The 25384-nt window shown below is 46.8% G+C and carries 25 protein-coding genes and 2 other annotated features; of the genes, 17 read left to right on the top strand and 8 right to left on the bottom strand.

Annotation, left to right across the window (positions count from 1 at the left end; all coding sequences use genetic code 11):
* Window positions 1-72 precede the first annotated feature (72 nt).
* From QFZ81_RS29760 to QFZ81_RS29740, 5 genes are read right to left on the bottom strand one after another with little or no spacing between them, the layout of a single operon-like run.
* Window positions 73-507: a protein-tyrosine phosphatase family protein gene (locus QFZ81_RS29760; RefSeq protein WP_307438689.1), complete on the bottom strand. Its 435-nt coding sequence runs from the start codon at window positions 505-507 to the stop codon at window positions 73-75.
* A 13-nt stretch (window positions 508-520) separates the two neighbouring features.
* A complete protein-coding gene (locus tag QFZ81_RS29755) occupies window positions 521-994 on the bottom strand; it encodes an ArsI/CadI family heavy metal resistance metalloenzyme (protein ID WP_307605662.1) in 474 nt (157 codons plus the stop codon).
* A 1-nt stretch (window position 995) separates the two neighbouring features.
* A complete protein-coding gene (gene arsC / locus QFZ81_RS29750) occupies window positions 996-1418 on the bottom strand; it encodes an arsenate reductase (thioredoxin) (protein ID WP_307605661.1) in 423 nt (140 codons plus the stop codon).
* A 24-nt stretch (window positions 1419-1442) separates the two neighbouring features.
* The gene (locus QFZ81_RS29745; RefSeq protein WP_307605660.1) at window positions 1443-2735 is read right to left on the bottom strand and encodes an arsenic transporter; all 1293 of its coding nucleotides are present in this window, start codon (window positions 2733-2735) and stop codon (window positions 1443-1445) included.
* A 37-nt stretch (window positions 2736-2772) separates the two neighbouring features.
* A complete protein-coding gene (locus QFZ81_RS29740; RefSeq protein ID WP_307605659.1) occupies window positions 2773-3096 on the bottom strand; it encodes an ArsR/SmtB family transcription factor in 324 nt (107 codons plus the stop codon).
* A gap of 479 nt (window positions 3097-3575) precedes the next feature.
* Between QFZ81_RS29740 and QFZ81_RS29735 the strand changes: the two genes are divergently transcribed.
* Entirely contained in the window at window positions 3576-4523 is a 948-nt protein-coding gene (locus QFZ81_RS29735) for an ATP-dependent DNA ligase (protein WP_307605658.1), read from the top strand.
* Window positions 4524-4606: 83 nt separating this feature from the next.
* Here QFZ81_RS29735 and ku read toward each other — a convergent pair whose 3' ends face one another.
* A complete protein-coding gene (ku, locus tag QFZ81_RS29730) occupies window positions 4607-5476 on the bottom strand; it encodes a non-homologous end joining protein Ku (protein ID WP_307605657.1) in 870 nt (289 codons plus the stop codon).
* Window positions 5477-5636: 160 nt separating this feature from the next.
* Between ku and QFZ81_RS29725 the strand changes: the two genes are divergently transcribed.
* The 8 genes from QFZ81_RS29725 to QFZ81_RS29690 all read left to right on the top strand — a co-directional run bounded on the left by QFZ81_RS29725 (window position 5637) and on the right by QFZ81_RS29690 (window position 14248).
* Entirely contained in the window at window positions 5637-5822 is a 186-nt protein-coding gene (locus QFZ81_RS29725; protein ID WP_047687243.1) for a hypothetical protein, read from the top strand.
* Window positions 5819-6001, top strand: a complete 183-nt coding sequence (locus tag QFZ81_RS29720; RefSeq protein ID WP_047687245.1) for an H-type small acid-soluble spore protein — start codon at window positions 5819-5821, stop codon at window positions 5999-6001. The genes QFZ81_RS29725 and QFZ81_RS29720 overlap by 4 nt, the downstream gene beginning before the upstream one ends.
* A 127-nt stretch (window positions 6002-6128) precedes the next feature.
* Window positions 6129-6620 carry a tRNA (adenosine(37)-N6)-threonylcarbamoyltransferase complex ATPase subunit type 1 TsaE gene (gene tsaE, locus QFZ81_RS29715; RefSeq protein WP_307438708.1) on the top strand — a complete coding sequence of 164 codons (492 nt, stop codon included), beginning with the start codon at window positions 6129-6131 and terminating at the stop codon, window positions 6618-6620.
* Window positions 6617-7441 (top strand): tRNA (adenosine(37)-N6)-threonylcarbamoyltransferase complex dimerization subunit type 1 TsaB, encoded by an 825-nt coding sequence (tsaB, locus tag QFZ81_RS29710; protein WP_307605656.1) that lies wholly within the window; start codon window positions 6617-6619, stop codon window positions 7439-7441. The genes tsaE and tsaB overlap by 4 nt, the downstream gene beginning before the upstream one ends.
* Window positions 7441-7947 carry a ribosomal protein S18-alanine N-acetyltransferase gene (gene rimI / locus QFZ81_RS29705; RefSeq protein WP_373462578.1) on the top strand — a complete coding sequence of 169 codons (507 nt, stop codon included), beginning with the start codon at window positions 7441-7443 and terminating at the stop codon, window positions 7945-7947. Before tsaB ends, rimI begins: the two co-directional genes overlap by 1 nt.
* Window positions 7948-7960: 13 nt before the next feature.
* Window positions 7961-9016, top strand: a complete 1056-nt coding sequence (gene tsaD, locus QFZ81_RS29700; protein WP_373463732.1) for a tRNA (adenosine(37)-N6)-threonylcarbamoyltransferase complex transferase subunit TsaD — start codon at window positions 7961-7963, stop codon at window positions 9014-9016.
* Window positions 9017-9090: 74 nt separating this feature from the next.
* Window positions 9091-9341, top strand: a binding site (T-box leader).
* An 80-nt stretch (window positions 9342-9421) separates the two neighbouring features.
* Window positions 9422-9689, top strand: a binding site (T-box leader).
* A 194-nt stretch (window positions 9690-9883) separates the two neighbouring features.
* A complete protein-coding gene (locus tag QFZ81_RS29695; RefSeq protein WP_307605655.1) occupies window positions 9884-11455 on the top strand; it encodes a 2-isopropylmalate synthase in 1572 nt (523 codons plus the stop codon).
* Window positions 11456-11821: 366 nt separating this feature from the next.
* Complete coding sequence (locus QFZ81_RS29690) at window positions 11822-14248, top strand: hypothetical protein (protein WP_307605654.1); 2427 nt, start codon at window positions 11822-11824, stop codon at window positions 14246-14248.
* A 367-nt stretch (window positions 14249-14615) separates the two neighbouring features.
* On the opposite strand, the gene QFZ81_RS29685 is transcribed toward QFZ81_RS29690, so the two are convergent.
* Window positions 14616-15236 carry a GntR family transcriptional regulator gene (locus tag QFZ81_RS29685; protein WP_307438718.1) on the bottom strand — a complete coding sequence of 207 codons (621 nt, stop codon included), beginning with the start codon at window positions 15234-15236 and terminating at the stop codon, window positions 14616-14618.
* A 303-nt stretch (window positions 15237-15539) separates the two neighbouring features.
* On the opposite strand from QFZ81_RS29685, the gene garR reads away from it, so the two are divergent.
* The 5 genes from garR to glpX are packed head-to-tail and all read left to right on the top strand — an operon-like array spanning window position 15540 to window position 21131.
* On the top strand, window positions 15540-16433 hold the full coding sequence (gene garR / locus QFZ81_RS29680) for a 2-hydroxy-3-oxopropionate reductase (protein WP_307438720.1): 894 nt from the start codon (window positions 15540-15542) through the stop codon (window positions 16431-16433).
* A gap of 3 nt (window positions 16434-16436) precedes the next feature.
* On the top strand, window positions 16437-17867 hold the full coding sequence (locus tag QFZ81_RS29675) for a four-carbon acid sugar kinase family protein (RefSeq protein WP_307605653.1): 1431 nt from the start codon (window positions 16437-16439) through the stop codon (window positions 17865-17867).
* Window positions 17868-17909: 42 nt separating this feature from the next.
* A complete protein-coding gene (locus QFZ81_RS29670) occupies window positions 17910-18743 on the top strand; it encodes a class II fructose-bisphosphate aldolase (RefSeq protein WP_307438723.1) in 834 nt (277 codons plus the stop codon).
* A gap of 47 nt (window positions 18744-18790) precedes the next feature.
* Entirely contained in the window at window positions 18791-20149 is a 1359-nt protein-coding gene (locus tag QFZ81_RS29665) for a GntT/GntP/DsdX family permease (RefSeq protein ID WP_307438728.1), read from the top strand.
* 13 nt (window positions 20150-20162) lie between these two features.
* Window positions 20163-21131: a class II fructose-bisphosphatase gene (gene glpX / locus QFZ81_RS29660; RefSeq protein WP_307449353.1), complete on the top strand. Its 969-nt coding sequence runs from the start codon at window positions 20163-20165 to the stop codon at window positions 21129-21131.
* Window positions 21132-21200: 69 nt separating this feature from the next.
* Here the strand turns inward: glpX and QFZ81_RS29655 are convergent, their stop codons facing one another.
* Window positions 21201-23153: an ABC-F family ATP-binding cassette domain-containing protein gene (locus QFZ81_RS29655; protein WP_307605652.1), complete on the bottom strand. Its 1953-nt coding sequence runs from the start codon at window positions 23151-23153 to the stop codon at window positions 21201-21203.
* 151 nt (window positions 23154-23304) lie between these two features.
* Between QFZ81_RS29655 and QFZ81_RS29650 the strand changes: the two genes are divergently transcribed.
* The 3 genes from QFZ81_RS29650 to moaC all read left to right on the top strand — a co-directional run bounded on the left by QFZ81_RS29650 (window position 23305) and on the right by moaC (window position 25344).
* Window positions 23305-24144, top strand: a complete 840-nt coding sequence (locus QFZ81_RS29650) for an endonuclease/exonuclease/phosphatase family protein (RefSeq protein WP_307605651.1) — start codon at window positions 23305-23307, stop codon at window positions 24142-24144.
* Window positions 24145-24209: 65 nt separating this feature from the next.
* Window positions 24210-24839 carry a 5-formyltetrahydrofolate cyclo-ligase gene (locus QFZ81_RS29645; protein ID WP_307438734.1) on the top strand — a complete coding sequence of 210 codons (630 nt, stop codon included), beginning with the start codon at window positions 24210-24212 and terminating at the stop codon, window positions 24837-24839.
* Between the two features lie 16 nt (window positions 24840-24855).
* Window positions 24856-25344: a cyclic pyranopterin monophosphate synthase MoaC gene (gene moaC / locus QFZ81_RS29640; protein ID WP_307605650.1), complete on the top strand. Its 489-nt coding sequence runs from the start codon at window positions 24856-24858 to the stop codon at window positions 25342-25344.
* Window positions 25345-25384: the final 40 nt, after the last annotated feature.

Raw genomic sequence — 25384 nt, 5'->3', positions numbered from 1 at the left:
TAGCGTTAAGTAATAGCAAAAAAACTAGGCCTCTAAGCAACTAATAATTGCTCAGGGGTCTAGTTTTTATATTTATTTACTAAATATTTTCTCAAGCGCCTCACGTTGAGGGGCTCTAACATTCACGACAGGGCGAATGCTTTGAGCGATTTTCTCTGCTTCTTCGATGGTCTGGCTTAAACCCAGTGTAATCAAAGTGCCAATGGCCACAGCACCAGTGCGGCCTTTGCCTCCGCCACAGTGAAAGCCAACTTTTTTGCCGCTTTTATAAGCCTCTACAACGTGATCGATTGCTTGCTGGAAAAGCTGATCCTGTGGTCCCTCAGCGTTGTCTCCAAGGGGTACTTGAATCCATTCGACGTTACCCGCTGGGAAAGCACACTCCGTGGCTTCTCCGCGTAGATCAACAATCACTTCAACGTTCTCGTTCTTGACCATGTCCTCTACGTCAGAAGCACCGCCAAAGTAGATTTTATCTTCGATTAAGGCTTGATAATTTTTTGGCATGGATAAGCCCTCCTTATTTTTTCTTAAATGGCATGAATTCTATAGTTGCCTTTACAGGTGCAGAAGGTGGTGCACAGCATAATGAGGCATCCAACGGCTCACCCGCGGATTCAAATTCGGAATCTTCCTTGGTATAAAAGATTTCCCAAGCGTTGCCGTCGGGATCATACACCCAAACCTTATCTTGAACGGCATAGCAGCAGGTCGTGTTCATTTCGTCGGTTAGAAGAAGTCCGCTTTGTCTCAAACGCTCACCCATCTTTAGGACGTCTTCCGTGTTATCCACTTGGAATCCCAAATGATTGAGAACGCCATTTTTCTCGAACGGCCTGACATTCAAAGAGAAGTGAAGAGCGGGACTCTCAAGCTCGAATTTCGCGTAGTTGTCTTTGACTTTCGTAGGCTCAGCGCCGAAGAAAGCACGGTAAAAATCTAACGATTTGTGAAGATCGGAACAATTTGCCGCAACGTGCATTCGTTTGATCATCTTATTTACCTTCTTTTACGAACTGCGTAATACGAGCTTTAATGGCATCGCGAACCTCGCGGAATTTAGCTGTAATTTCTTCTTCTGTTCCCGTAGCTTTGGCCGGGTCATCGAAGCCCCAATGCCATCTTTCGGCTTTATCATTACGCACCACAGGGCAATTGTCATTGGCATGACCGCACAATGTAATGATGTAATCCGCTTGACTCAAAATTTCAGGGTCAATCACATCAGAGGTATGATTAGAGATATCAATGCCATCCTCTTTCATCGTGGCAACCGCTCTTGGGTTTAATCCGTGTGCTTCCAGACCGGCACTTTTCACTTCATATTTGTCGCTGCCCAAAGCTTTCAAATAGCCATCTGCGATTTGACTCCGGCAAGAATTTCCTGTGCATAGAAAATATACGATTTTTTTGCCCATAGTGAACAGCTCCTTATAGGTTGATTATGAAACTACATTTAACCATAGGTACAGACCAATTAACGTGATTAATAAAGTTGGGATCGTAAGGATGATGCCTATTTTAAAATAGTACCCCCAGGTGATTTTCACACCTTTTTTGGATAGGACATGGAGCCATAATAAAGTCGCGAGCGAACCTATTGGCGTAATTTTAGGCCCTAAATCGGAACCTATGACATTGGCATAGATGAGAGCTTCACGAATGATGCCATCTGTTTGAGTGCCCTTGATCGCTAGCGCATCAATCAGAACTGTTGGTAAATTGTTCATAACAGAGGAAAGTATAGCGGCCAGGAAGCCCATCCCAACTGTGGCTGCAAATAAGCCTTGTCCAGAAATGGTTTCAATCAGTTCTCCAAGAGCATCTGTTAAGCCAGCATTCTTCAATCCATAAACAACCACGTACATGCCGATTGAAAAAATCACGACAGCCCATGGTGCATCTTTGATGATTTTTTTGGTTTCAATTACTTTGCTCGATCGAGCAATCACTAAGAAGTTAAGTGCAGCGGCACCAACAATGATGGAAACCGGGATTTTAATGAATCCACTGACTAAGTAAGCAACCAACAAGATGCCGAGAATCAGCCAAGATAAACGGAATAGCTTAATATCTTTGATCGCTTCGGATGGACGTTTAAGCTGAGTAACATCGTAGTTTTGTGGAATATCTTTTCTAAAATAAAGGAACAGCACAAGTAAACTTGCAGCTAATGAGAAAAGACTTGTAACAAACATCCGGCTAGTATAAGTGACAAAATCAATACCGAAAAAATCAGCCGATACGATGTTTACCAAGTTGCTCACAACAAAGGGAAGGGATGTCGTATCCGCTATAAAACCACTGGCCATAATGAACGGCAGAATCATTTTATCCGGGAATTTCAAGGCTCGAACCATGGCTAGAACGATTGGCGTTAGAATCAGCGCGGCGCCATCATTGGCGAATAGTGCAGCAACAGCGGCCCCGAGCAGGATGACATAGATGAACATGACCTTCCCGTTCCCTTTGGCAATGCGTGCCATATGTAGAGCCGACCATTCGAAGAATCCAATGTTGTCCAAAATGAGGGAGATCAGAATAATCGCGACAAAAGCCAAGGTCGCATTCCAAACAATGCCAGTCACAGTGACAACATCATTCAGAGAAACAACCTGAAAGAGGAGCGCAAGAATGGCACCTGCTGATGCGGACCATCCAATATTGAGCCCTCTAGGCTGCCAAATGACGAAGGTCAGTGTAAGTAAAAAGATAATAATTGCTAAATAAATCATGTGTTCCTCCTAAACCTCCTAAATTAGTTTGCATCCGCTAATAGCAGCAGTCCAGCTGCTCGCAAGACATGAGATCTACCTTTTCTTTTTGAGAAGGCAAATGTTGAAACAATTCGTGCAAATAAGGCTTATCGCTAATATTTAAAGAGTAATATACCCATTGCCCCTTTTTGGCTTCCTTAACCAAGCCGCCATCCTTCAATTTCCGCATATGTTGGCTAACATTAGGCTGGCTGGTTTTCATGATTTCCACGATTTCGCACACGCAAAGTTCACGTTCCTTAAGAAGCGAAAGAATCGTGAGCCGCATTTTATCTCCCAACAGCTTGCAAATGTCCGCGACTTTATCTATTTCAACCAAAGATGCACGCTCCTTCGTAAGGTGTAAAGTACAAGAAATTTCTTTGACATTTTCTCAATTTCCTATTCATTTGTCAATGCTTATATAATTACTTAATTATATAATAGATGGGCTTTGTTCTCTACTTTAAGGAAGAAGGGCATTAGGATGCTTGTGACTCTAGCTTTTATCGGTTTCTTACGGGAGAAAGTTTGTTGTACAACAATTCAGCCATATTTCACACTATGAGGCTACTTTTAGGAGGAAATGATGTACTTTCTGCAACAATTCTTTGAATAACGCGGATTAGCTTGCTTATTGTTGTACAAAGTACAACATGTCTAGGAGCAGACACTATTAGTTGATAGAAGCTAGTAAGATAACTGGCGTATGGCTGATCATTTTATGATTTTAATTTAAAGACGGTGTAATCATTTTTAGTTTGTTCTTTTTCAATAATGGCAACAATGAAGAGAACATATCAAACATGGGAGAACCACATGGAGCTTAAGCCTGTATTTCCTTTCGAGCCGATCAGTACAGAAACGATTCCAACATCCAGTGACTGGGTGGCCCAGATAAAATGGGACGGCGTCAGAATGCTAACTTATTTTGATGGAAATGACGTTCGGTTAGTGAATCGCAGATGTAATGACCGTACCAAGCAGTACCCCGAGCTGCTAGAAATAAAAACATACTGTTCGGCTTCTTCCATCATTTTAGACGGGGAAATCATAGCATTTGATCAAAAGAAGCCTGCCTTTCACGAGATTATGAAGAGGGAATCTTTACGAAAAAGCCAAAGTATAGATAGAGCCGTCACGCAGACGCCCATCACTTATATGATTTTTGATATCCTCATGTACAATGACAAGTGGGTCGTGGATAGGCCATTATCAGAGAGACAGAAGATCCTCCATGAAGTGATTACCCCCTTGCCCCAATTTCAACTTACGCAAAATATTGCTGATGGAAACAAACTCTTCGATGTTATGAAGGAGCACGGCATGGAGGGGGTTGTATGTAAGGACCTCAACAGTACTTATGCCATTGGGGGAAAAGACGGCCGTTGGGTGAAAAAGAAGATTTTCCGCGACCTATATGCTGTGATTGGCGGGGTAACTACGAGAGCGGGAGTTGTCAATGCGATTATGCTGGGGTTATACGACAAAGAAGGCCGTTTTATTTATATAGGTCACGCCGGCACTGGGAAACTAAGCAGGGAAGATTGGCGTCAATTAACGAAGATCGTTGAACCGATGATGACGCCTCAAAAGCCATTTATAAACGAGCCTGAACGGAGCAAAGAAGCCATTTGGACCCAGCCCAAGTTAACAGCGAAAATCCAATTTCTTGAATGGACTCCCCACGGAACGATGAGACATCCCAGCATTCAAGCTTTCGTTCAAATGGATCTAGCGGAATGCACCTTCGCACAGAAAATGTAGGACGTACCAACAAGCAATAACAAAGCAAAAGCGCTAATCCTTGAATATCAAGAATCAGCGCTTTATTTTCGTCCTATTTACATTCACGTTACCGGTTCTTTGACTTTCTTGGCTCTCGGTTTCGCTTTCGGCTTCTTGGCCTCAGTGACACTAGCGTCCTCACCTAACGCTACTTTTCCATCCGTCGGCTTCGTGGCATCAAGGCTTGCTTGCAGCGCGGCCATGAGATCAATAACGCTCGTTTTCTGCAGCGCAGGCGCTGATTGCACTTCTTCACCAGCCACCTTATGCTCGATTGCCTCCAGTAAGCGGCCGCGGTATTCATCTTTATATTTCTCAGGCTCAAAAGGTGTCGATAGCTGGCTGATGAGCATCTTCGCCATTTCCATTTCACGCTCGTTCACGGTGACTTTCTCGGGAAGGTTGGGAACTTGAGAAATCGGACGAATCTCATCCGGGTAAAAAATAGTTTCCATAGCGAGGCAGTTCTCAATAACTCGAATGGCGGCTAGTGAGCTTTTGGAACGGATCGAGACTTTGGCTATGCCGATTTTGCCAGTTTGACGCATGGAATCCAGCAGCAAATGATAGGCGCCAGACCCTGTGTCTCCAGGCCCTAGATAGTAAGTCTTTTGAAAATAAACCGGATCAATATCTGTCAAGTTGACGAAATCCAGAATCTTGATCTCTTTATTCGCTTCACCCGAGATATTTTCCAATTCATCCTTCTCAAAAATAACGAAACGTCCAGGTTCATACTCGTATCCTTTGGAAATTTCCTCCCACTCTACTTCCTTCTCACAAGTCTGGCATTTACGCACATAGGAGAGTGGTGTAATACAAGTTTTATGTATGTAACGCATGGAGATATCTTTATCTTCCGTAGCCGAAAACATTTTCACAGGCACATGAACAAGTCCGAAGCTGATAGCACCTTTCCAAACCGTATGCATCTCGTGATTCCTCCTGGGTAATCGTGATTGTACTAGTATTCTCTTGATTTAATTCCTTTATACGGTAGGGATTTAAGAGAATGGATTGCCCCCTGAGTGGGTACGTTAAAAGCGAAGTTGATCACCATGAAGCTAATCTATGCTAAGGAGGGATTCACGGATGGCACAAGATTCAAATGCATCCCAAGATACGATCAATGAAGGCAAAGATGATCATTTCATGGACATTGACCGCATGATTAACGAAGGCTTGGGAGGCGGTAACGTCACCATGCACAATGGATTAATCGAATCCTCGACGACGGATACGATGGATCATCCGGAATCCGTATTGGATGAGCCATGAACATTCATCGCGCTCAAGAAATTTTAGCCGCTGATGAGAAGATTCACGTCGAGTTAAATGGCCTCCCAGTCTGGATCGACAGTGTGGATACCGGCAAAGCAGTTGCCAAAGTTCATGCGGAAGAAAACCCGGCCGATTCTCGGGTCGTGGCGGTTCAAGAGTTAGAAGAGGTCCATTAGTGGATGTGAAAGAACAGCAAAAGCCTGCTCCGAGTTATTCCGGGGCGGGCTTTTTCAATTACAGAGTTGATGTTGCCTGCTAGCGAGGACTATAATAAGAGCAGCACGCGCAAACGGAAAGAAAGGGATGAGATCACTGACTCAATCCACATTTACGTATAACTCCAGGCATGAGGAAGATACCGATAAACTAGGGAGATTGCTGGCCGCCTATTTGCAGCCTGGCACCGTCTTTACACTAGATGGCGATCTAGGTGCGGGAAAAACGAGGTTTTCGCAAGGCTTTGCCAGAGCGATGGGAATTACCGAAACCGTCAACTCGCCTACATTTACGATTATCAAAGAATACGAGGGAGCCGAGCTTCCTTTCTACCATATGGATATGTACCGCATTTCCCAAGAGGAAGCGGATGAACTAGGACTCGACGATTATTTTTATGGAGCGGGTGTTACGCTGATCGAATGGTCAAGCTTAATTGAAGATCTACTGCCGCCAGAGCGACTAGCCATCACGATTGTCCATCAGAATGATCAAACCAGAGTATTTCACCTGACTCCGCACGGAGCCCCGTATCAGAGCTGGTGTGTACAAATGAAGGAGAACGGACATTTACAATGACAGAACGGACAATGAATTTAGGACGATGTTTAGCCATCGATACCTCTACATCTGCAATGACAGTTGCTATTTTGGAAAATGGAAACATGTTGGGCGAGGTCAGCTCCTACGCTGAACGGAATCACTCGATAGGGCTTCTTCCCCATATTCAAGATTTGCTTGCGCGTTTACATCTCAAACCCAAGGACCTTCAATCGGTCGCTGTGGGCCAAGGTCCCGGTTCTTATACAGGGGTTCGTATTGCCGTGTCTGTTGCCAAAACATTCGCATGGTCGTTAAATTTGGACCTCATTGGTGTGTCCAGCTTAGAAGCAATGGCACTTGGTGGTGCTATGAAGGAGCAGCGTGCGACCGGAAATGGGCCAACTTGGGTGGTTCCGCTCATGGATGGCAGACGTAAGCAGGCTTTTACGGCGGTCTACACCTATGAAGGGGCTACTCCTATGACAGATAGTGGAGAGCTAGGACCAAGCTGGCAAGAAGTTCTGCCTGATGGCATTCGAGTCATTGAATCTTGGACGGAGCAAATCGTTAAGCTAGCAGCCTCATCTTCGCAAGGACAAGGGCCCCAAGAGATTCTGTTTGTGGGTGAAACCGAAGGTTTTAAAGAGGAACTTGAACAATTTTCGCGGGATTGGGACGGAGTTGTTCGTGTACTTTCCTATGGCATTGAAGCAGAATATATCGGTAGACTAGCCTATCCGAGGCTGGCTAAAGGGGAGAAGGCAGATGTGCATACCTTTGTACCCAATTACACCAGACTTCCGGAGGCCGAAGCCAATTTACTTGCCGGGATTAAGACGAAGAAAGGGGATCATTGATGATGGAGCAGCGACAACCGCAAACAACCGAAAACTCGTTGGTGTTCCGTTCCATGCAAATGGAAGACATCCCTTTTATTTGTGAAATTGAGCAAGAAGCGTTCACGACACCTTGGACAAAAGGTGCATTCGAGAATGAATTAACGAACAATCAGTTCGCTCATTATATGATTATGGATATCGAAGGTGAGGTCGCCGGGTATGGCGGTATGTGGCTCATCATGGAAGAGGCGCATGTCACGAATGTGGCAGTTCGGGATACGTATAGAGGACGTAAGCTTGGGGAACGTTTGCTTCGGGAGCTTATGAAAACAGCTGCTTTCTTAGGGGCTATTCGGATGACACTTGAGGTTCGAGCCTCGAACTACGTTGCGCAAAATTTGTACGAAAAAGTCGGATTCCGCTCTGTTGGCGTGCGTAGAGGGTACTACACGGATAATCGCGAGGATGCTGTCATTATGTGGGCGGACTTGCCTAAGAGAAGAAAGGATAGTCTCGAAAATTGAGGCTTTCGGATAGGTGACGAATTTGACTAGAGAAGCAGGGCAAGAGCAAAAAAATGCAAAGCCGGTTTATATTTTGGCGATCGAAACGAGCTGTGACGAAACTTCCGTAGCCATTGTCGAAAATGGTAAAATCATTCGTTCCAATGTGATTTCCAGCCAGATCGAAACGCACCAACGCTATGGCGGTGTGGTGCCGGAGGTGGCTTCCCGTAAGCATGTGGAGTCGATCACATGGATGCTGGAGGAAGCCGTCGAGAAAGCAGGCGTATCGCTGCAGGAGCTGTCCGCGATTGCCGTAACCGAGGGACCCGGATTAATCGGGGCCCTGTTAGTGGGCGTCGTTGCGGGCAAAGCGCTAGCCTGCGCCTTAGACCTGCCGTTGATTGGTGTTCACCATATTGCGGGACATATTTATGCGAATCAACTTGTGCATGAGCTCGAATATCCGTTGATCTCGCTCGTTGTGTCCGGCGGACACACGGAGTTGATTCTAATGGAGGGGCCTGGCCAATTCCGCATCATCGGGCGAACGCGCGATGATGCGGCTGGCGAGGCCTACGACAAAATCGCGCGGGCGATGGGCCTGCCTTACCCGGGCGGACCGCACGTGGATCGGCTTGCGCAGGAAGCCGAGTCCGAGATCAAGATGCCTCGCTCATGGCTCGAGGCAGACTCTTACGACTTCAGCTTCAGCGGATTGAAATCCGCTGTGCTGAACGTCGTCAACCAAAGCAAGATGCGCGGCGAGGCCGTACAAGTCGCGCAGATTGCCAAAGGCTTCCAAGCCTCCGTCATCGACGTGCTTGTGGAGAAGGCTGGCCGCGCCGTGCGTGAATACGGCGCGAAACAGCTGCTGCTAGCTGGCGGTGTTGCCGCGAACAAAGGGCTGCGCAGCAGGCTCGCCGAGCGCTGCGAGCAGCTGAATGTGCCGCTGCTCGTGCCGCCGCTAGGCCTCTGCACGGACAACGCTGCGATGATAGGCGCAGCCGCTTTCCTCAAGTGGGACAAGCAAGAATTCGACTCGATGGAACTGAAGGCAGAGCCTCAGCTCAAGCTAGAAGAGTGGTAAGGGCAATAAAATAAATTTTCTGACAACTGTATTGACTTTGCCAAAGCAGCATATTATAATCACAATCAATACTTTCAAACGCAACGAACGGGATTAGTAAGGAACAGCAGTTTCGCTCAGAGAGCTGTGCGCTTGGTGAAAGCACAGACGAAACGGTACCTGAACTCGCCCGGGAGCGGTAAGACTGATAAGGATGCCAAGGATCCAGCACCCAAGTAGGTCTTGACGGTTGACCCCCGTGATCAGGTACATGAGTGGTTTCGAGTGTAACAGCTCGGATCAATTAGAGTGGTACCGCGGAAGGTTCAAGCCTGTCGTCTCTTTTATAGAGATGGCAGGCTTTTTTGGTTGTTCTGGAACTTGAAGCGAACATGAACAAATGCGAAGTAGGAATATGAACATATAACAAACGCGATGAACAAGAGTAGTAAGGGCTCACTTGTACGGTACAGAAAGCTGCGGGTTGATGCGACGCAGACCGTGAATGCCCCGAACTCGCTTGGAAGCGGTCATCCTGATCAGCTAATTTTACGCTGTTAGGGATGAACGGATGACCTCCGTGATCGGGTGACATAGTCAGCAGTAGTCTTGCTGTGCAATGTCTGAGGTGGGCTCCGTGACTTGGAGCCAACAAGAGTGGTACCGCGCTGGGTGAAGACCCGTCGTCTCTTATGTGGAGATGACGGGTCTTTTTGTTGTTTTTTTGAGGTGGCAGAATGATTTATCTCATTAAGTCTCTGTAACGATGAAAAACAGCACTAAAGTCACGTGGAGACACATAAGTCAGTCGTAGAAAGATTCATGTTCATTTTCAAACATTAAAGATAATCGCCGGCTCGTCTGGCCCCACCTTGAGGAGGAATAACCATGGAAATCAACAACACAAACAACAATCGACGTATTCGGATTTTTGACACGACACTAAGAGATGGTGAACAGGCGCCAGGAGCCTCACTGTATCCGGAAGAGAAGATCCGTATCGCAAGGCAGCTAGCGAAAATGGGTGTGGATACCATCGAGCCGGGCTTCCCGATATCAAGTCCTGGAGATTTTCAGGCGGTGCAGCAAATTTCACGTGAACTGCAGAGCATAGAGATTTGCGGCTTCGCCCGAGCTGTTAAAGCGGATATTGACTCGGCGGTGAAAGCCACACAGGATGCTGCTTCTAGACGCATTCACATGTTCCTGTCCTCGTCGGACATCCATCTGGATTTCCAACTTCGCAAATCCCGTCAACAGGTTGTAGAGATGGCCCGTTCCATGGTCGCCTATACGAAGCAATTCGTTGATCGGATCGAATTCTCACCGATGGACGCAACGCGAACAGGGGACGAATTCCTATTTGAGGTGCTCGAGGCGGTCATTGCTGAGGGAGCAACCATACTGAACATCCCTGACACTGTAGGCTACGCGCTGCCAGAAGAATACGGAGCTATGTTCCGCAGAGTGCGCCAAAGTGTAAGGGGAGGCGACACCGTGGAGTACAGCGCGCATTGCCATAATGATTTGGGTCTTGCTGTCGCGAACAGCCTAGCGGCTATTGCTGCAGGAGTCACACATGTGGAAGTAACCGTTAACGGTGTAGGGGAACGCGCAGGCAACTGTTCTCTCGAAGAACTCGTTATGGCCATTGAGACGCGCAAGCAAACCATGGGTGTGGAAACAGGGATCGTAGCCAGTGAAATTTTCAACACATCCAAAATGGTCAGCCGCATCATGGGGTTCCCAATTGCGTACAATAAGCCGATAGTTGGCCGAAATGCTTTCCAGCACGAAGCAGGTATCCATCAAGATGGGTTGCTGAAAAATCGCAACACTTACGAAATTATGGATCCGGAAAAGCTGGGCATTCCACGGTCCATGATCATTCTTGGTAAGCATTCAGGACGTCACGCGCTTAAACATCGCGTCGGACAATTTGGCATTGAGCTTACGGGAGAAGAACTGGATACACTTTATACCAGATTCAAAGAAAAAGCAGATGACCAGAAAATGGTGACCGACGACCAGCTGATGGAGCTTGTAGGATCTACCGTTGATGGGCAAATGGAGCCATTTACACTTACCCATATGCAAGTCGTTTCTAGCAGTGACCGCAATCGGGTTGCCTCCGTATCGGTAAAGAACAATCAAACAGGTGTTGAAAATGTGTACTCGGGAACAGGTGAGGGTCCGATTGAAGCAATCGTGCAGTGCCTTAGACAAGCGATTCCGATGGCTGTGGATTTCTCCGATCTGGAGCTTCATTCGTTATCCACAGGTGAAAAAGCAACTGGAGAAGCGGAAGTCACCATCTCAGTGGGCGGCCAAACTTACAAAAATACAGGCATTGACCAGGATGTGCTTGTTGCGGTAGCCAAAGCTTTTATCTCAGCCTGCAATCAAGCCATTCGTATGCAAAATAGCGCAGCGGCTCCAACAGAAGCCACGACGGCGTGATAAACGACATCACAATATCAAATTGTAAGAAAACTTAGATATATACACAGCTTGTGTGCAAAGTTATTCACATACCCTGTGTACAATGTGCATAACTAGTGCAAACCCACGGTTACCAACGGTTTTAAAAGAATACGGAGAAGAATAACTTTTTCACAATTTTTTGTGGACAATGTGGATAAGATTGTGGAAAACGAAGGAATAGCGCAGGGGGAGGCGAATTTTGCCTCTCTTTTTTTGTGGATAACGATGTGGATAAGTTATTAGCGTAAAATCATCACACTTTAAATTATCGGAACAATTCGGCAGTGGATAGCTTTTCACTTGGATGAAAATGCTAATAGAAAAAACAGTGGGTGAATACACTTGAAACTAAAAATAGCAGGCATATTTGTGGGTATCTTGACTTTATTGTTAGAGTTGTCCACAAGCGCGGAGGGAATAGAAGCTGGTATCGACCAATCCATCCACAACGAAGTAAAGTCCAAGCACGTAACGGTGGTTTCGATACCGGGTTTATCGTTCATAGAGCTCCGACCCGATCAACTTGTGGAGCTGCCCCATTTACGGAAGCTGACGGAGTTAAGTGCAGTTGGTGCTATGAACATTCGTACATCGAGTCGAACGCTGAGAGACGTGTATGTCTCGTTGGGAGCAGGAGCACCTTCCGTAGGAATCGCAGAAGTGCAGGCTTTTGCAGCAAAGGAAACAAAGCAAGGCACTCGTATTTCTGAACTTATGAATCGTTACATAGGTCACTATGGGGAAAATAAACCGATTGAGGCTGACTCTGTGCTGGTGCCTGACATCACGATGCTGCAGCGAGCTAATGAGAACCAAGGCTATGGAACAGGCACCCTAGGGGAATTGTTGAAGGAGTATGGTGTTTTTCGTGCTGTGCTGGGAAGCAGTGACTTGGGGAAGAGAACTGGCATCGAAGAAAAGAAATTGCGGCGATACAGTCCGCTCATGCTGATAGATTCCGATGGTTTTGTGGACAAAGGTGCACTCGGAGATGACGTCATAACTGTGGCTGTGGATAGACCGTACGGCATTAGCACCAATTATGCACAATTGCGTTCTTTGTGGAAAAAAAGGATGCTGCCCGGCATAACACTAATCGAATTAGGTGATTTGTACAGACTTTACATGGATCAAGAGCATTACAATGAGGAACGTTTCACACAGTTGAAAGGGCAAGTCTTGAGGGAGATGGACCAATGGATAGGGCAAGTGATGACAGGAATGAAGGAGGAGGAAAGCTTGTGGATCTTCTCTCCGGAAGTGAATAGTGAGGCGGCTAGAGCCAAAGCCTATCTAACTCCTATTCTTCATTACACGACCGACAGCAGAGGAGCAATATTAGTTTCGGAATCTACTCGCAGGCAAGGTGTCGTCACGGCGCAAGATTTCACAAGTTCGCTGCTAAAAGAGTTCAACATCCCGGTTCCGATTGGGCTGATGGGCATTCCTTTATCCTATATGGGGAAAAATGATGTACTTGCTGAGCTTGTCAGGGAACAGAGCAGCATGCAGATGATTTACCGCAGTAGGCCGCTAATGCTATATCCTTTTGTTACTTATGAAATGCTCGCATTGCTCTTGAGTTTGATGTATGGTTTGTGGATTAAAAAAAAACAGGCAGACCCTGGATATCTCGAAGGAAGGGCAGTACCTTGGCGCAGGAGTGTGCGTACGCTGCTTTTCTCGTTGCTCACGGCGCCTGCTGTTATGCTGTTGATGGGCTGGTTGGTTGTTCCTCTGACAACCAAAATAGGGATAGAAGGAACGATGCGGGCGCTGATTGCCATTTTTATTGTGTGCACGCTGCTTATTTCTGCTGTTATGGAAAAATGCCGCCTATCCACAGCCATGATCTGGCTCGGTCTTGGGAACGCGTTGATCATAACGCTGGATGGCAGTACAGGGGCCCATGCCATGAAGTATTCCATTCTGGGATATGATCCGATGATCGGCGCCCGCTACTACGGCATCGGGAATGAGTACATGGGCGTCTTGATCGGCGCCCTCGTTCTTGGCGTGACGGCGGCTTTGCAGCGCAGTCATGGGGGTGTAGAGCCCGCGCTGCGCGGCGGCGGGCTTGGTATTGAGCCGCTCCTTGTTGGGAGCGGGAAGATTGAGGCATCACCGCGCCTCGGAGTTGCGGCGGTTTCACCGGCCGCCGCGCTGCTCGCGTGCGGGGCGTTCTTGCTCGTGACGGCCTGCCTGGCGGCACCGTCACTCGGCGCGAACGCGGGCGGCGCCTTGTGCGCCGCGGTCGCCTTCGGCGTAGCCGGCGCGCATTGCTTCGCCGGCGAACGCTGGCGCGAGCTGCGCCTAGGCAGGGGCGCAGCCCTGCTGTCGGCGCTGCTCGCGCTGGGTCTTGGGGCGCTGTGGCTGCTCAACAGCGCCGATTCTCCCGCGGCATTCGCGCGGGAGAGCCATGTCGGGCGTGCGTTTCACGCGCTGCACGCCGGGCACTTCGATCAGATCGGACTGCTGATCGAACGCAAGCTGCGGATGAACGTGCACTTGCTTCGTGCATCCGCCTGGAGCAAAGTGCTCATCACCAGCCTCTTCGTGATGGCTGTCCTTGTGCTCCGTCCCCGCGGCCGTTTTCGCTTGTGGCAGCACAAATATCCGTACTGGATGTACGGGTTCTCGGCCAATATGGTCGGAGCCATCGCAGCGCTGCTGCTTAACGACTCCGGCATTGTTGCAGCAGCGACGTTGATCATCTTCGTCGCTGTACCAATGCAGCTCCTGAGATTGCAGGAGCTCGAAGCTTCTTAACGTCTTCATGATAAATCTCATTGGATCGGCCGGAGTAAGGCTCACACATTTGAAAATAAGAGCCCCTAGAAGCTTCTATTTCAACAAAAAGCGGCTAATTGTGGGAAATAAGAGTCTCCAGAGACTCTTATTTGATGCCGAATACAGCGCAAACGGAGCACTCCGCGCAAATAAGAGCCTCTAGAAGCTTCTATTTCGACAAAAACTGGTTAATCGATGGGCAATAAGAGCCTCCAGAAGCTTCTATTTCAACAAAAAGTGGAAGAAGCGGCCGGAACCCCATACCCAATCTCCTCCCCCCTGCTCCAAAAGTATGCAATAGACAAATGGACCTGAGGCAAAGCCTCAGGTCATTTACAATGATTTATTAGCAAATTAAGTGCAAGCAAAAATCTAAATCCGCTTGTAAATGTTGTTTCATCAAAACTTCTGCTTGGTCTCCATCTCTTGCTTTAATGGCCTCATAGATATTCTCATGTTCATCAATTAAGAAGGGCCGGTTGTAGTAGACAACGGTACGACGAAAAAGATAGATGATGGATTGCATACGATCAATAATATCAATCATGAACGGATTGTTACTTGCCTGTACGATGATCTCGTGAAATTTCTCATTAGCCTTCATAATGTCTTCCAATGCCCCTGTACGGCCAATCCTGACACACTCAAGAAGAGACTGTAATTCGCTTTCGGGAAGATAAGTTGCAGCACTTCGAGCAGAGTATCCTTCTAACAACATACGTACCTGAAACGTATTTCTCAAATCCTTCTCAGAAGGATTAATGACCATTTTATTTGCTATAAGTCCTTCTTGCTCCAATTTACGTATGGATTCCCGTATCGGGGTCCGGCTAACTCCTAATTCAGAAGCAAGCTTTTCCTCAACAATTTTGGTTCCGCGAGGAATTTCGCCTTTTAAGATCATATCACGAATAATTTCATAGGATTGGTTGTAAGCAGGACGAGATTTTTCATTGTTCTTGGCCAAATTGTCCACCTCTTCGCAGGCCCAAAATCTTAAACTAAAATAATTACTATACAACTTTTTTTCGAAAAAGTATAGACTAGCACTTTATTTAAAATAATATTAAGATATTCGTATCCGAAATAAACAAAATTGTATACAATTTATAAATCAATTGAATACATTCGGTGTTGCATGACAGGTTAACCCGTTGCATCTGTTAAGGAATATAGCTTTGATTTTTATCATAAACACATGTTCGTCAAAACATTCATGAGAAGCTATGCGGCAGACATGTGAAAGCGTAATCAAATAGGAGGAATAGAAATGAGTAAAAAAATTGGGTTTATAGGCTTAGGCATCATGGGAAAACCAATGGCTATCAATCTTTTGAAAGCCGGATACGATGTAACTGTAACCGATTTAAATAAAGAGGCTGTGGAACAAGTTGTTAAGTCCGGTGCTGTTGCTGCTGCAACTCCCCAAGAGGTAGCGGAGAATGTTGACGTAATTATTACCATGCTTCCGAATGCGAACATTGTCAAAGGTGTTATTTTTGGAGAAAACGGCATTCATAAAGGTGCAAAAGTAGGAACGGTAGTGATTGATATGAGTTCCATCTCTCCCGTAGTTTCCAATGAAATTGCAAGTGAACTGGCTAAACAAGGGATTGAAATGTTAGATGCGCCTGTAAGCGGAGGAGAACCTAAAGCTGTAGACGGTACCTTGGCCATTATGGTAGGCGGTAAGGAAGAAGTTTATGAAAGCGTGAAAGATGTGCTTTTCAGCATGGGAAGCGCTGTAACCTTAGTAGGCGGAAACGGATGCGGCTCTACAGCTAAATTAGCTAATCAAATTATCGTAAATCTCAATATTGCTGCTATGTCGGAAGCGCTTGTTTTGGCTGCAAAAGCCGGAATTGATATCGATAAAATGTATCAGGCGATCAGAGGCGGGCTTGCTGGAAGCGCTGTACTGGATGCAAAAGTTCCGTTGATCCTCGATAGAAATTTTGTTGCCGGAGGCAGAATCGATATTAATCTTAAGGATATTACCAATGTCATGGAAACAGCGCACGCAATTGGTGTTCCACTGCCGCTATCCAGCCAGCTTCTTGAAATTTTCCACGCGTTGAAAGTCGATGGCAAAGCCAGTCATGATCATGGCGGTATTGTTCAGTATTATGAAAAACTTGCACAAGTTGAAGTAAGGAGGGCGTAAGAGATGAGTACGAGTACAATAAGTGTCTCATTCCTTGAATCGCAATTGCCCCCGGAATGGAAAGGCAGCGATCTTCGTGGGCAAATCAATCAAATCAATCAATCCTGCAACAAGAAGATTATCGTGCTGGACGATGATCCGACAGGAGTTCAAACGGTACACGACATTGACGTATTGACGCAGTGGGACAAGGAATTATTACGTGAAGCTTTTAATAATCCGGAAACAGTTTTCTATATATTAACCAACACACGCGCCTATCAAGCGGCCGAAGCGGAAAGGATCAATCGTGAAATTGCCCAAAATGTACAGGCTGTAGCAAGTGAGACGGGAATCGACTTCGTCTTCGTCAGCAGAGGCGACTCTACATTGCGCGGGTATTATCCATTGGAAACCGATACGCTAACTGATGAGATTCGTCGAATGACAGGACTTGAATATGATGGGCATTTGATTATCCCGGCTTTTTTTGAAGCAGGCCGTATGACTTATCACAACACCCACTACCTAAAAGAAGGCGACGCGCTGCTTCCTGTTCACGAGACAGAGTTTGCCAAAGATAAGGTCTTTGGCTATGAGCATAGTGATTTAACGCAGTGGGTTGCAGAAAAAACGAATGGACGAATTAAGCCTGAAGATTGCGTAGTGATCACGCTCGAACAGGTGCGCCGCGGGCCGGATGCAGTTGAAGAAATGCTGTTACAGGTTAATGGGAATGTTCCGGTTATTGTAGATTGTTTATCCTACGCTGATCTGGATGTCCTATCCTTAGCGCTATTGCAAGCTGAGAACAAAGGCAAGAAGTACATTTTTCGAACGGCAGCCTCTTTTGTAAAATCTTACGGGGGCATAGCAGATCAAGATATTTTACCGAAAGAAAAGCTTGTGGCCACAGGGCAAGAATCACACGGAGGACTTGTGGTGGTCGGCTCCCATGTGCAAAAGACAACACGCCAATTGGAGAAATTGCTTGCAGGTACTGATATTATTTCACTGGAAATGGATGTAAATAAAATTTTAAATCCGACTGAAAAAGCAGATGAATCGAAGCGGCTCATTTCGAAAGTGAATGAACACATTGCCAGAGGACAAAATGTGGTTGTATTCAGCAGCCGCAAACTGGTTGCCGCCCAAACCTCGGATGGAAATTTAAACATCAGCCAAACTGTATCTGAATCACTGGTTAAAATTGTGAGTTCCTTAGATATTGTACCTAAATTCATCATTGCAAAAGGAGGAATCACCTCAAGCGATGTCGCCACAAAAGGACTTGGCATTCGTAAAGCGAGAGTCATTGGACAGGCTGCAGCGGGGATTCCAGTTTGGCTCACGGGTGAAGAAGCTAAATTCTCAGGCATTCCATATATCGTGTTTCCGGGTAACGTAGGAAGCGATACAACACTGCTGGAGACTGTTCTGAAAATTGAAGGCTAGCATTTGTGGGGGCGTATATTGAAATGAAAGGGGTCTATAAAGATGCTTGTGAATACCAAAGATGTATTAAAAGAAGCCCAAAGTAAAAAGTATGCTGTGGCCGCTTTTAATGTATTTAATCTGGAAACCGTTCAAGCCGCTATACAGGTAGCAGAACGTGAACATCAGCCAGTTATTATCGCATTGGGGGAACGCTATTTTCCAACCGTAGATGTTGAAGGATTCGCTGCGATGGTTCGAGCACTAGCTTCCAAAGCTAGCGTGTCTGTTTCGCTTCATTTAGATCACGCTTATGAGAAGGAATCTATTATCCGGGCGATTGAGAATGGTTTTACATCGGTGATGTATGATGGATCCAAATACGATCTTAATGAAAATATTTTACGGACAAAAGAAATCGTAGACCTTGCTCATCAGGCAGGCGTATCGGTGGAAGCTGAGATTGGATCCTTGGCAAGAGGCGCTTTTTCGGACGAAGAAGAAGGAGATGGAACCCTGACAGATCCGCAATCCGCGAAAGAATTCGTCGCAGCAACAGGAGTGGATTTCTTGGCAGCGGCGATTGGCACGGTACACGGTATGTATCAAGGGGAGCCTAATATTAACCTTCCGCTTTTGGAGAAAATTCGTGAAGTTGTTGAAATTCCGCTTGTCCTTCACGGGGGGTCTGGAACACCCGATGAAATGATCAGGCAAACGATAAAAAGAGGCATTTGCAAAATTAATGTCAACACGGAAGTATCGATGGCGGCAGTTAGCTATTTGCAAAATGTGTCTGATAACCAATCAATGGTACATCTTTCTTCCATAATGTCAGAGTTGCAAGCTTCCATGGAGCCTGTGATGACGAAATTCGTCAAATTATTCGCTAACTAAGATGCTTCAATTGGTAATCGCTTACAAATGAAAAGGGGGCAAAAAAAATGGTTTCTTTGTTTGGATTAAGTCACGACACTAGTTTATTGCTATATGCTTTGATTTCCATTGTAGGTTTAATTGTATTGATTGCAAAGTTTAAAACAAACCCATTTATCGCACTGATCGTCGCTGCGTTGTTTATGGGATTGATTTCGGGAATGAAGCTGCCCGACATTGTTAAGTCCTTTCAAGATGGGGTTGCCGGCACGTTAGGTTTTATTGCCATCGTTATCGGACTCGGAACGATGCTCGGGAAGATGATGGCCGAATCAGGGGGAGCTGAACGTATCGCCCGTACGCTTATACGCGTTTTTGGCGAGAAGAATGTCCACTGGGCGATGATGGTAGTGGCTGTCATTTGTGGAATTCCTGTATTTTTCCAGGTTGGGGTTGTCTTGTTGATTCCGCTTGTATTCGTGATTGCCAAGCATACAGGTACTTCGCTAGTCAAAATCGGTCTTTCTTTAGTTGCCGGACTTGCCGTTGTTCACAGTCTTGTTCCGCCGCACCCGGCTGCGATGCTGGCGGTTGGTATTTTTCACGCAGACTTGGGTAAGACTATCCTGTTGTCTATTTTTGTAGCGTTTCCTGCTGCTGCGGTAGCGGGTCCGATTTATGGCTCGTACATTGCCAAGAAAGTTCTTGTAGAACCAACAGGTGAACTGGTTGAGCAATTCACCAAGGCTCAGCAAAAGGAACTGCCTGGTTTTGGCATCACGCTCTTTACTATTTTACTTCCAGTTATTTTAATGCTGCTTGCTACCCTCGTGGATGTCACGCTACCTGCTACGAGCGGATTACGCATCGTCGTTGATTTTATTGGAAGTCCGGTCGTAGCACTTCTAATTTCGCTGATATTTGCTTTTTATTCATTTGGCTTTGCCCGCGGCTATGATAAAAACGACCTTCTAAAGTTTACAAATGATTGTCTGGGACCTGTCGCTTCCATTATACTAATCATAGGAGCAGGCGGCGGCTTCAATAAAATATTGATTTCAAGCGGAGTGAGCGACGCGATTGCTAAACTGGCTACAGGCGCACATATTTCGCCTCTTGTATTGGCCTTTGTAATCGCCGGTATCATTCGAGCTGCTGTTGGATCTGCCACTGTCGCTATGACAACATCAGCAGGCATCGTTGCCCCGCTTGCCGCTACTATACCCGGTACTAGCCCGGAACTGTTAGTGCTCGCAGTAGGAGCAGGTTCTATCATGCTTTCTCATGTGAATGACTCTGGATTCTGGTTGATTAAAGAGTTCTTTAACATGTCGGTAGCCCAGACGTTAAAAACGTGGACCGTCATGGAAACCATCTTGTCCTTCGTAGCTTTTGGCATTGTTTTGCTCCTCAGTCTAGTTATATAAGGGAGGAATCCATATCGAAAGAGAACTTGCATTAGAAATCGTTAGGGTCACAGAGCTTGCCGCATTGGCAGCTTCCAGATGGATGGGAAGAGGCGATAAGCATAATGCGGACGAGGCTGCCACTTCGGCAATGAGGGCTATGTTCGACTCCGTATCTATCAAAGGCACGGTCGTTATCGGAGAAGGGGAAATGGACGAAGCTCCTATGTTATATATTGGGGAGCAGGTAGGCAATCAGGACGGTCCCGAAGTTGATATCGCAGTCGATCCTTTGGAAGGAACGGAACTAGTGGCGAAGGGAATTAACAACGCTTTGGCTGTTGTCGCTGTTGCGAGCAAGGGAAATTTGCTGCATGCTCCGGATATTTATATGGAGAAACTGGCTTGCGGACCTCTGTTAAAAGGACGGCTTCGATTATCAGAGCCATTAGAAACAACATTGCTCAAGGCTTCCCAAGTTTTAAATAAATCGATATCAGAGTTAACAGTTTCTATTTTGGATCGGGAAAGACATGCCGCACATATGGAGACGCTGCGTCGTTTAGGAGTTCGAATTAAGCTTCTCAGTGACGGAGACGTTGCCGGAGCTATGGCACCGGCCTTTCCTGAGTCAGGCGTTGATCTATATGTAGGCTCCGGGGGTGCGCCGGAGGGAGTGCTTGCCGCAGCAGCATTATCATGTCTCGGCGGTGAAATTCAAGGCCGATTAATGCCGTCTTCTCCGGAAGAAGAGCAGCGTTGCCGGGAAATGGGGCTGCATGATCCGCTAAAGATATTATCGATGGAAGAAATGGTCGGGGACGGCGATGTCATTTTCGCAGCAACGGGCATAACACCCGGAGATTTTTTGGGCGGGGTGCTTTTTTTACCTGGACATCGTGCCGAAACACAATCTATCGTCATGCGGGCAAAAACAAAAACGATTCGCCATATCCGAACCAGTCACTTCTTGCCCAATAAACCGTTTCTAAACCATGTCTGATTTTATTGATCGCAGATACAAAAAAAAGTTTGGTTGAATTCTCAACCAAACTTTTTTTGCGTACCCGCTCTATGCGAGGAGCGCCTCCCACTCCTCATAACAAGCAGCGAGCGCACTCTTCCGCTCATCAACCGCAGCGGTCTTCTCCTGAACGAGCACATAGTTGTTGTACACAGCTGGGTCAGCAAGCTCCGCCTCCAAGGCGGACACTTCGTCTTCCAGACGAGCGATGTCAAGCTCAAGCTGCTCAAGCTTACGCTGGCGGCTGCGTTCTTCGCGTTTCGCCAGCTTGTCCGCTTCATACCCACCACCGCTTGCGGGATCACTCTTTCCAGCACCGGCGCTGCTGCCTCCAGCGGCCTTCTTCTCCGCTTCTTTGGCCAGACGCTTCGCTTCCATCTCGGCAAGCTCGGCCTTTTTCTCCACATAATCGTCGTAGTTACCGAGATAGCTCGTAAGCCCATCCTTCTGCAGATCAAGCATGCTCTCAGCCATCTTGTTCAGGAAGTAACGGTCATGGGAGATGAAGAGTAGAGTACCCTCGTAATCCATCAATGCCGACTCCAAAACCTCTTTGCTGTACAAATCCAAATGGTTGGTAGGCTCATCGAGGATCAAAACATTCGCTTTTTGCAGCATCAGCTTGGCTAAGGCTACGCGGGCTTTTTCACCGCCGCTTAAGGCAGCGACCTTCTTGAATACATCTTCGCCGCTAAAAAGAAAGCTTCCCAGCACCGTGCGAATGCGTGCTTCTTCCAGATGCGGATAGGTGTTCCACACTTCCTCCAGCACGTTGTTGGTCGGGGTCAGTCCTGTTTGCTCTTGATCGTAATAGCCAATCGTGACGCCAGCCCCCCATTTGAAGGTGCCTGCGTCTTGTTTGTGCTGACCAATTAACGTTTTGAGCAAGGTGGATTTACCCACACCGTTGGGTCCAATGAGTGCAGCGGTTTCCGATCGACGAAGCTGGAAGGAGACGCCATCCAGCAATCGGTTCTTTCCATCATAGGAAAGCGCTAAACGATCGACCTGCAGCACTTCCTTGCCGGAAGTCTGCTCGATTTCAAAAGAAAATGAAGCCCGTTTCAAATCCCCCATCGGCTTATCGAGTCGATCCATTTTTTCCAGCTGCTTGCGGCGGCTCTGCGCTCTCTTCGTCGTGGAAGCACGCACAATATTACGCTGAACAAAATCCTCCAGCTTGGCAATTTCATCCTGCTGCTTTTCGAACTGCTTCATTTCGATCTCATAATTAGCTTCTTTAATCTCGATGAATCGGGAATAGTTCCCCGTATATCGTTTGGAAGCATTTCGTTCTATTTCATAAATAGAAGTTACCAAAGCATCCAGGAAAAAACGGTCATGAGACACGACCAGAATAGCGCCCGGATAGCCGCGTAAATAACCCTCCAGCCATGTTAGCGTGGGGATGTCCAAATGGTTCGTCGGCTCATCGAGCATGAGCAGATCGGGTTCTTCGAGCAGCATTTTGGCAAGGGCAAGTCTTGTTTTTTGACCGCCGCTTAGTGTTTTGACTAACGTATCCGGAGGAAACTGACCGAAGCCCATCCCGTGCAAAATACCGCGGATTTTCGCTTCAATTTCATAGCCCCCATGTTCACGGAACCATTCGGAGCGCAGAGCGTAACGATTCATCGTAGTTTCGTACTTTTTTTCGTCCGAGATTAGATCAGGATCTGCCATTAACGCTTCCAGCTCTCGAAGCTCTCGCTCTGTTTCCAGTAAGGAGCTAAACACACTGAGCAGCTCGTTCCAGATAGACTTGTCCGTTTGCAGTCCGCTATTTTGCTTCAAATAGCCGATTTTCGTTTCCTTCGCCTTGAATAAGTCGCCGCTGTCATAGGACATCTCGCCGGCTATAATTTGGAGCAATGTCGATTTACCCGCGCCATTCACGCCAACTAAACCGATCCGTTCCCTGTTTTCGATCTGTAGCGTTATATTGGAGAGTACGGAACGTACCCCATAGCTTTTGGAAATGTTAGAAACCTGTAATAGCATCTGCTGCTACCTCCTGCTTATTAATGAAAGGACCTGATCTTGACCGCCCTTTCGTTGGCTTATAAATCCCATCAATTCACTAGTATACACCATGCGAGGCGGCATCGTATGCTTAATTTTGCATAGATCAGAATAGGTGGGGGATGGGTAAATGGTACTTTTGAGGCATGCTAAGCATGTAGTCTATACGTTCTTGCCCCTGCTTCTATTGATATTTCTATGTAAAGGAGTAACAAGCTCATCAGACATTGGGAAGCAGGCCATATCTGCAATTCCTGCATCTATTTCAACCACTTCCCCAGCAGCATTCACGATTATGACGTTTAATATCCACCACGGTGAAGGTTTAGATGGTAGAGTAAATATAAAACGTATTGCTGATCTCATTCAAAATGAAAAAGCCGACGTCATCGCCTTGCAAGAAGTGGATCAGTATCGCTGGCGCAGCGGGTATGTGGATCAAGCGAAGGAATTGGCCGAGCTTCTTGGGATGGATATGCGTTTTGCACCTAGTTTAACCTATACGGCCGGGCAATATGGCAATGCGATTCTGAGCCGGTATCCCATTGAGGACAGCAGCTACACGCTGCTTCCAGGCAATAAGGAAACTAGAAGTCTGTTAGAGGTAAAAATCAAGGTTAATTCTGAAACTGTTCGGATAGCCACCACGCATTTGGGACTGTCCAAAGAGGAGCGAAGCCTTCAACTTGCTCGCATTTCAGAAATGGTAACAAACTATGATGACCCACTTGTTGTCGCGGGGGACTTTAATATGGAATTAGACGCCTTTCCGTTCAAAATAGACACAGATCAGCTCACCAATGTGCCATTACGAGCGGGTGTGAAATCGACATTTGTGGATGGAAAAAGGATCGATCACATCTTCACGAATAGGAAAAATGTCCAATCTTCATGGGCGATTCCGACGATATTCTCGGACCATTTCCCCGTAATAACGCGCATTCGACTGGGGTCCCCAGTGCAAGTATAGTTTTTTTCCTTGTTTATGTTAAAATGGGGGAAACCACTCCTCGTTAGGGAAGGGCTGAAGCTAGTATGAACATCCGAGAGCGGAAAATCGAATTACGCAAAGAAATGGAAGAACTGCGCTCCTCCATCATGTCTGAAAAACGTGAAGAGAAGCAGCAGCGTATAAATGAAAGATTGAAAAAACTATGCAGCGATAGGCTTCTTGGGCATGGACAGAATGAAACGTCCGCTCCGCCTACGATCATGAGTTATATGCCTTTTCGGTCTGAGCCGGATGTTGCCCCTCTGATGGAATGGTGTTGGCAGCAGGGAATTCGTGTGCTTGTGCCGAAGGTTGTAGCAGATACGAAGACAATGAATTTACATGTCATAAGCAGCTATGAAGATGTGGAAAGCGGGGCATGGGGCATCAGAGAACCTCGCAGCGAGGTGCCGATTGAGCACGATTTGTCCACTTTATCTATGATCTTAGTGCCTGGGCTTGCTTTTGATTTGGATTTCGGAAGACTGGGCTATGGGGGCGGTTTTTATGATCGCTTCATGCAGCTATTTGCAGCGCGTGGGCTTAAGAGACCATTTGCGGTTGCGGCCGCTTTTGATAATCAATTGATTCCTGCAGTCCCTTCATCCTGGCATGATTTCCGAGTTGACGGGATCGTCACCGAGAGCAAAATGGTCTTCAAATCAGAATCCTAAAATAGAGGTGAGTGCTTTGCCCGATTCTTCCCCATTAACCCATTTTAATGAGCAGGGACGAGCACGAATGGTCGACATTTCGGACAAAGTAGAGACGAAGCGTACGGCTACCGCGCGTTCCACTTTAATTATGAAGAGCGAGACGCTCGATTTAATTAAGCAGGGTAAAATGAAAAAAGGCGACGTCCTCGCCGTTGCGCAAGTGGCTGGCATCATGGCCGCCAAAAAAACGTCAGACTGGATTCCGATGTGTCATCCGATTGCGCTGACGGGCATTGATATTCAGTTTGCTGATAATGGCAACAATGAACTATACATAGAAGCAACTGTCCGGACGACGGGTCCGACTGGCGTTGAGATGGAGGCTTTAACAGCCGTATCCGCCGCTGCTCTAACCGTCTACGACATGTGCAAAGCAGTAGAGAAGGATATGATTATCAGCTCCACGCTGCTTGTCCTCAAAACAGGCGGCAAAAACGGGGATTTTCACAGACGAGATAGTTGACAGTGACGCGACCAGACAGATAAAGCAGTTTTTTTCATAG

The sequence above is a fragment of the Paenibacillus sp. V4I9 genome, from assembly GCF_030817295.1.
In the GTDB taxonomy this organism is placed as follows: Bacteria; Bacillota; Bacilli; order Paenibacillales; family NBRC-103111; genus Paenibacillus_E.
This window is presented reverse-complemented; position numbering and strand designations above follow the sequence as displayed.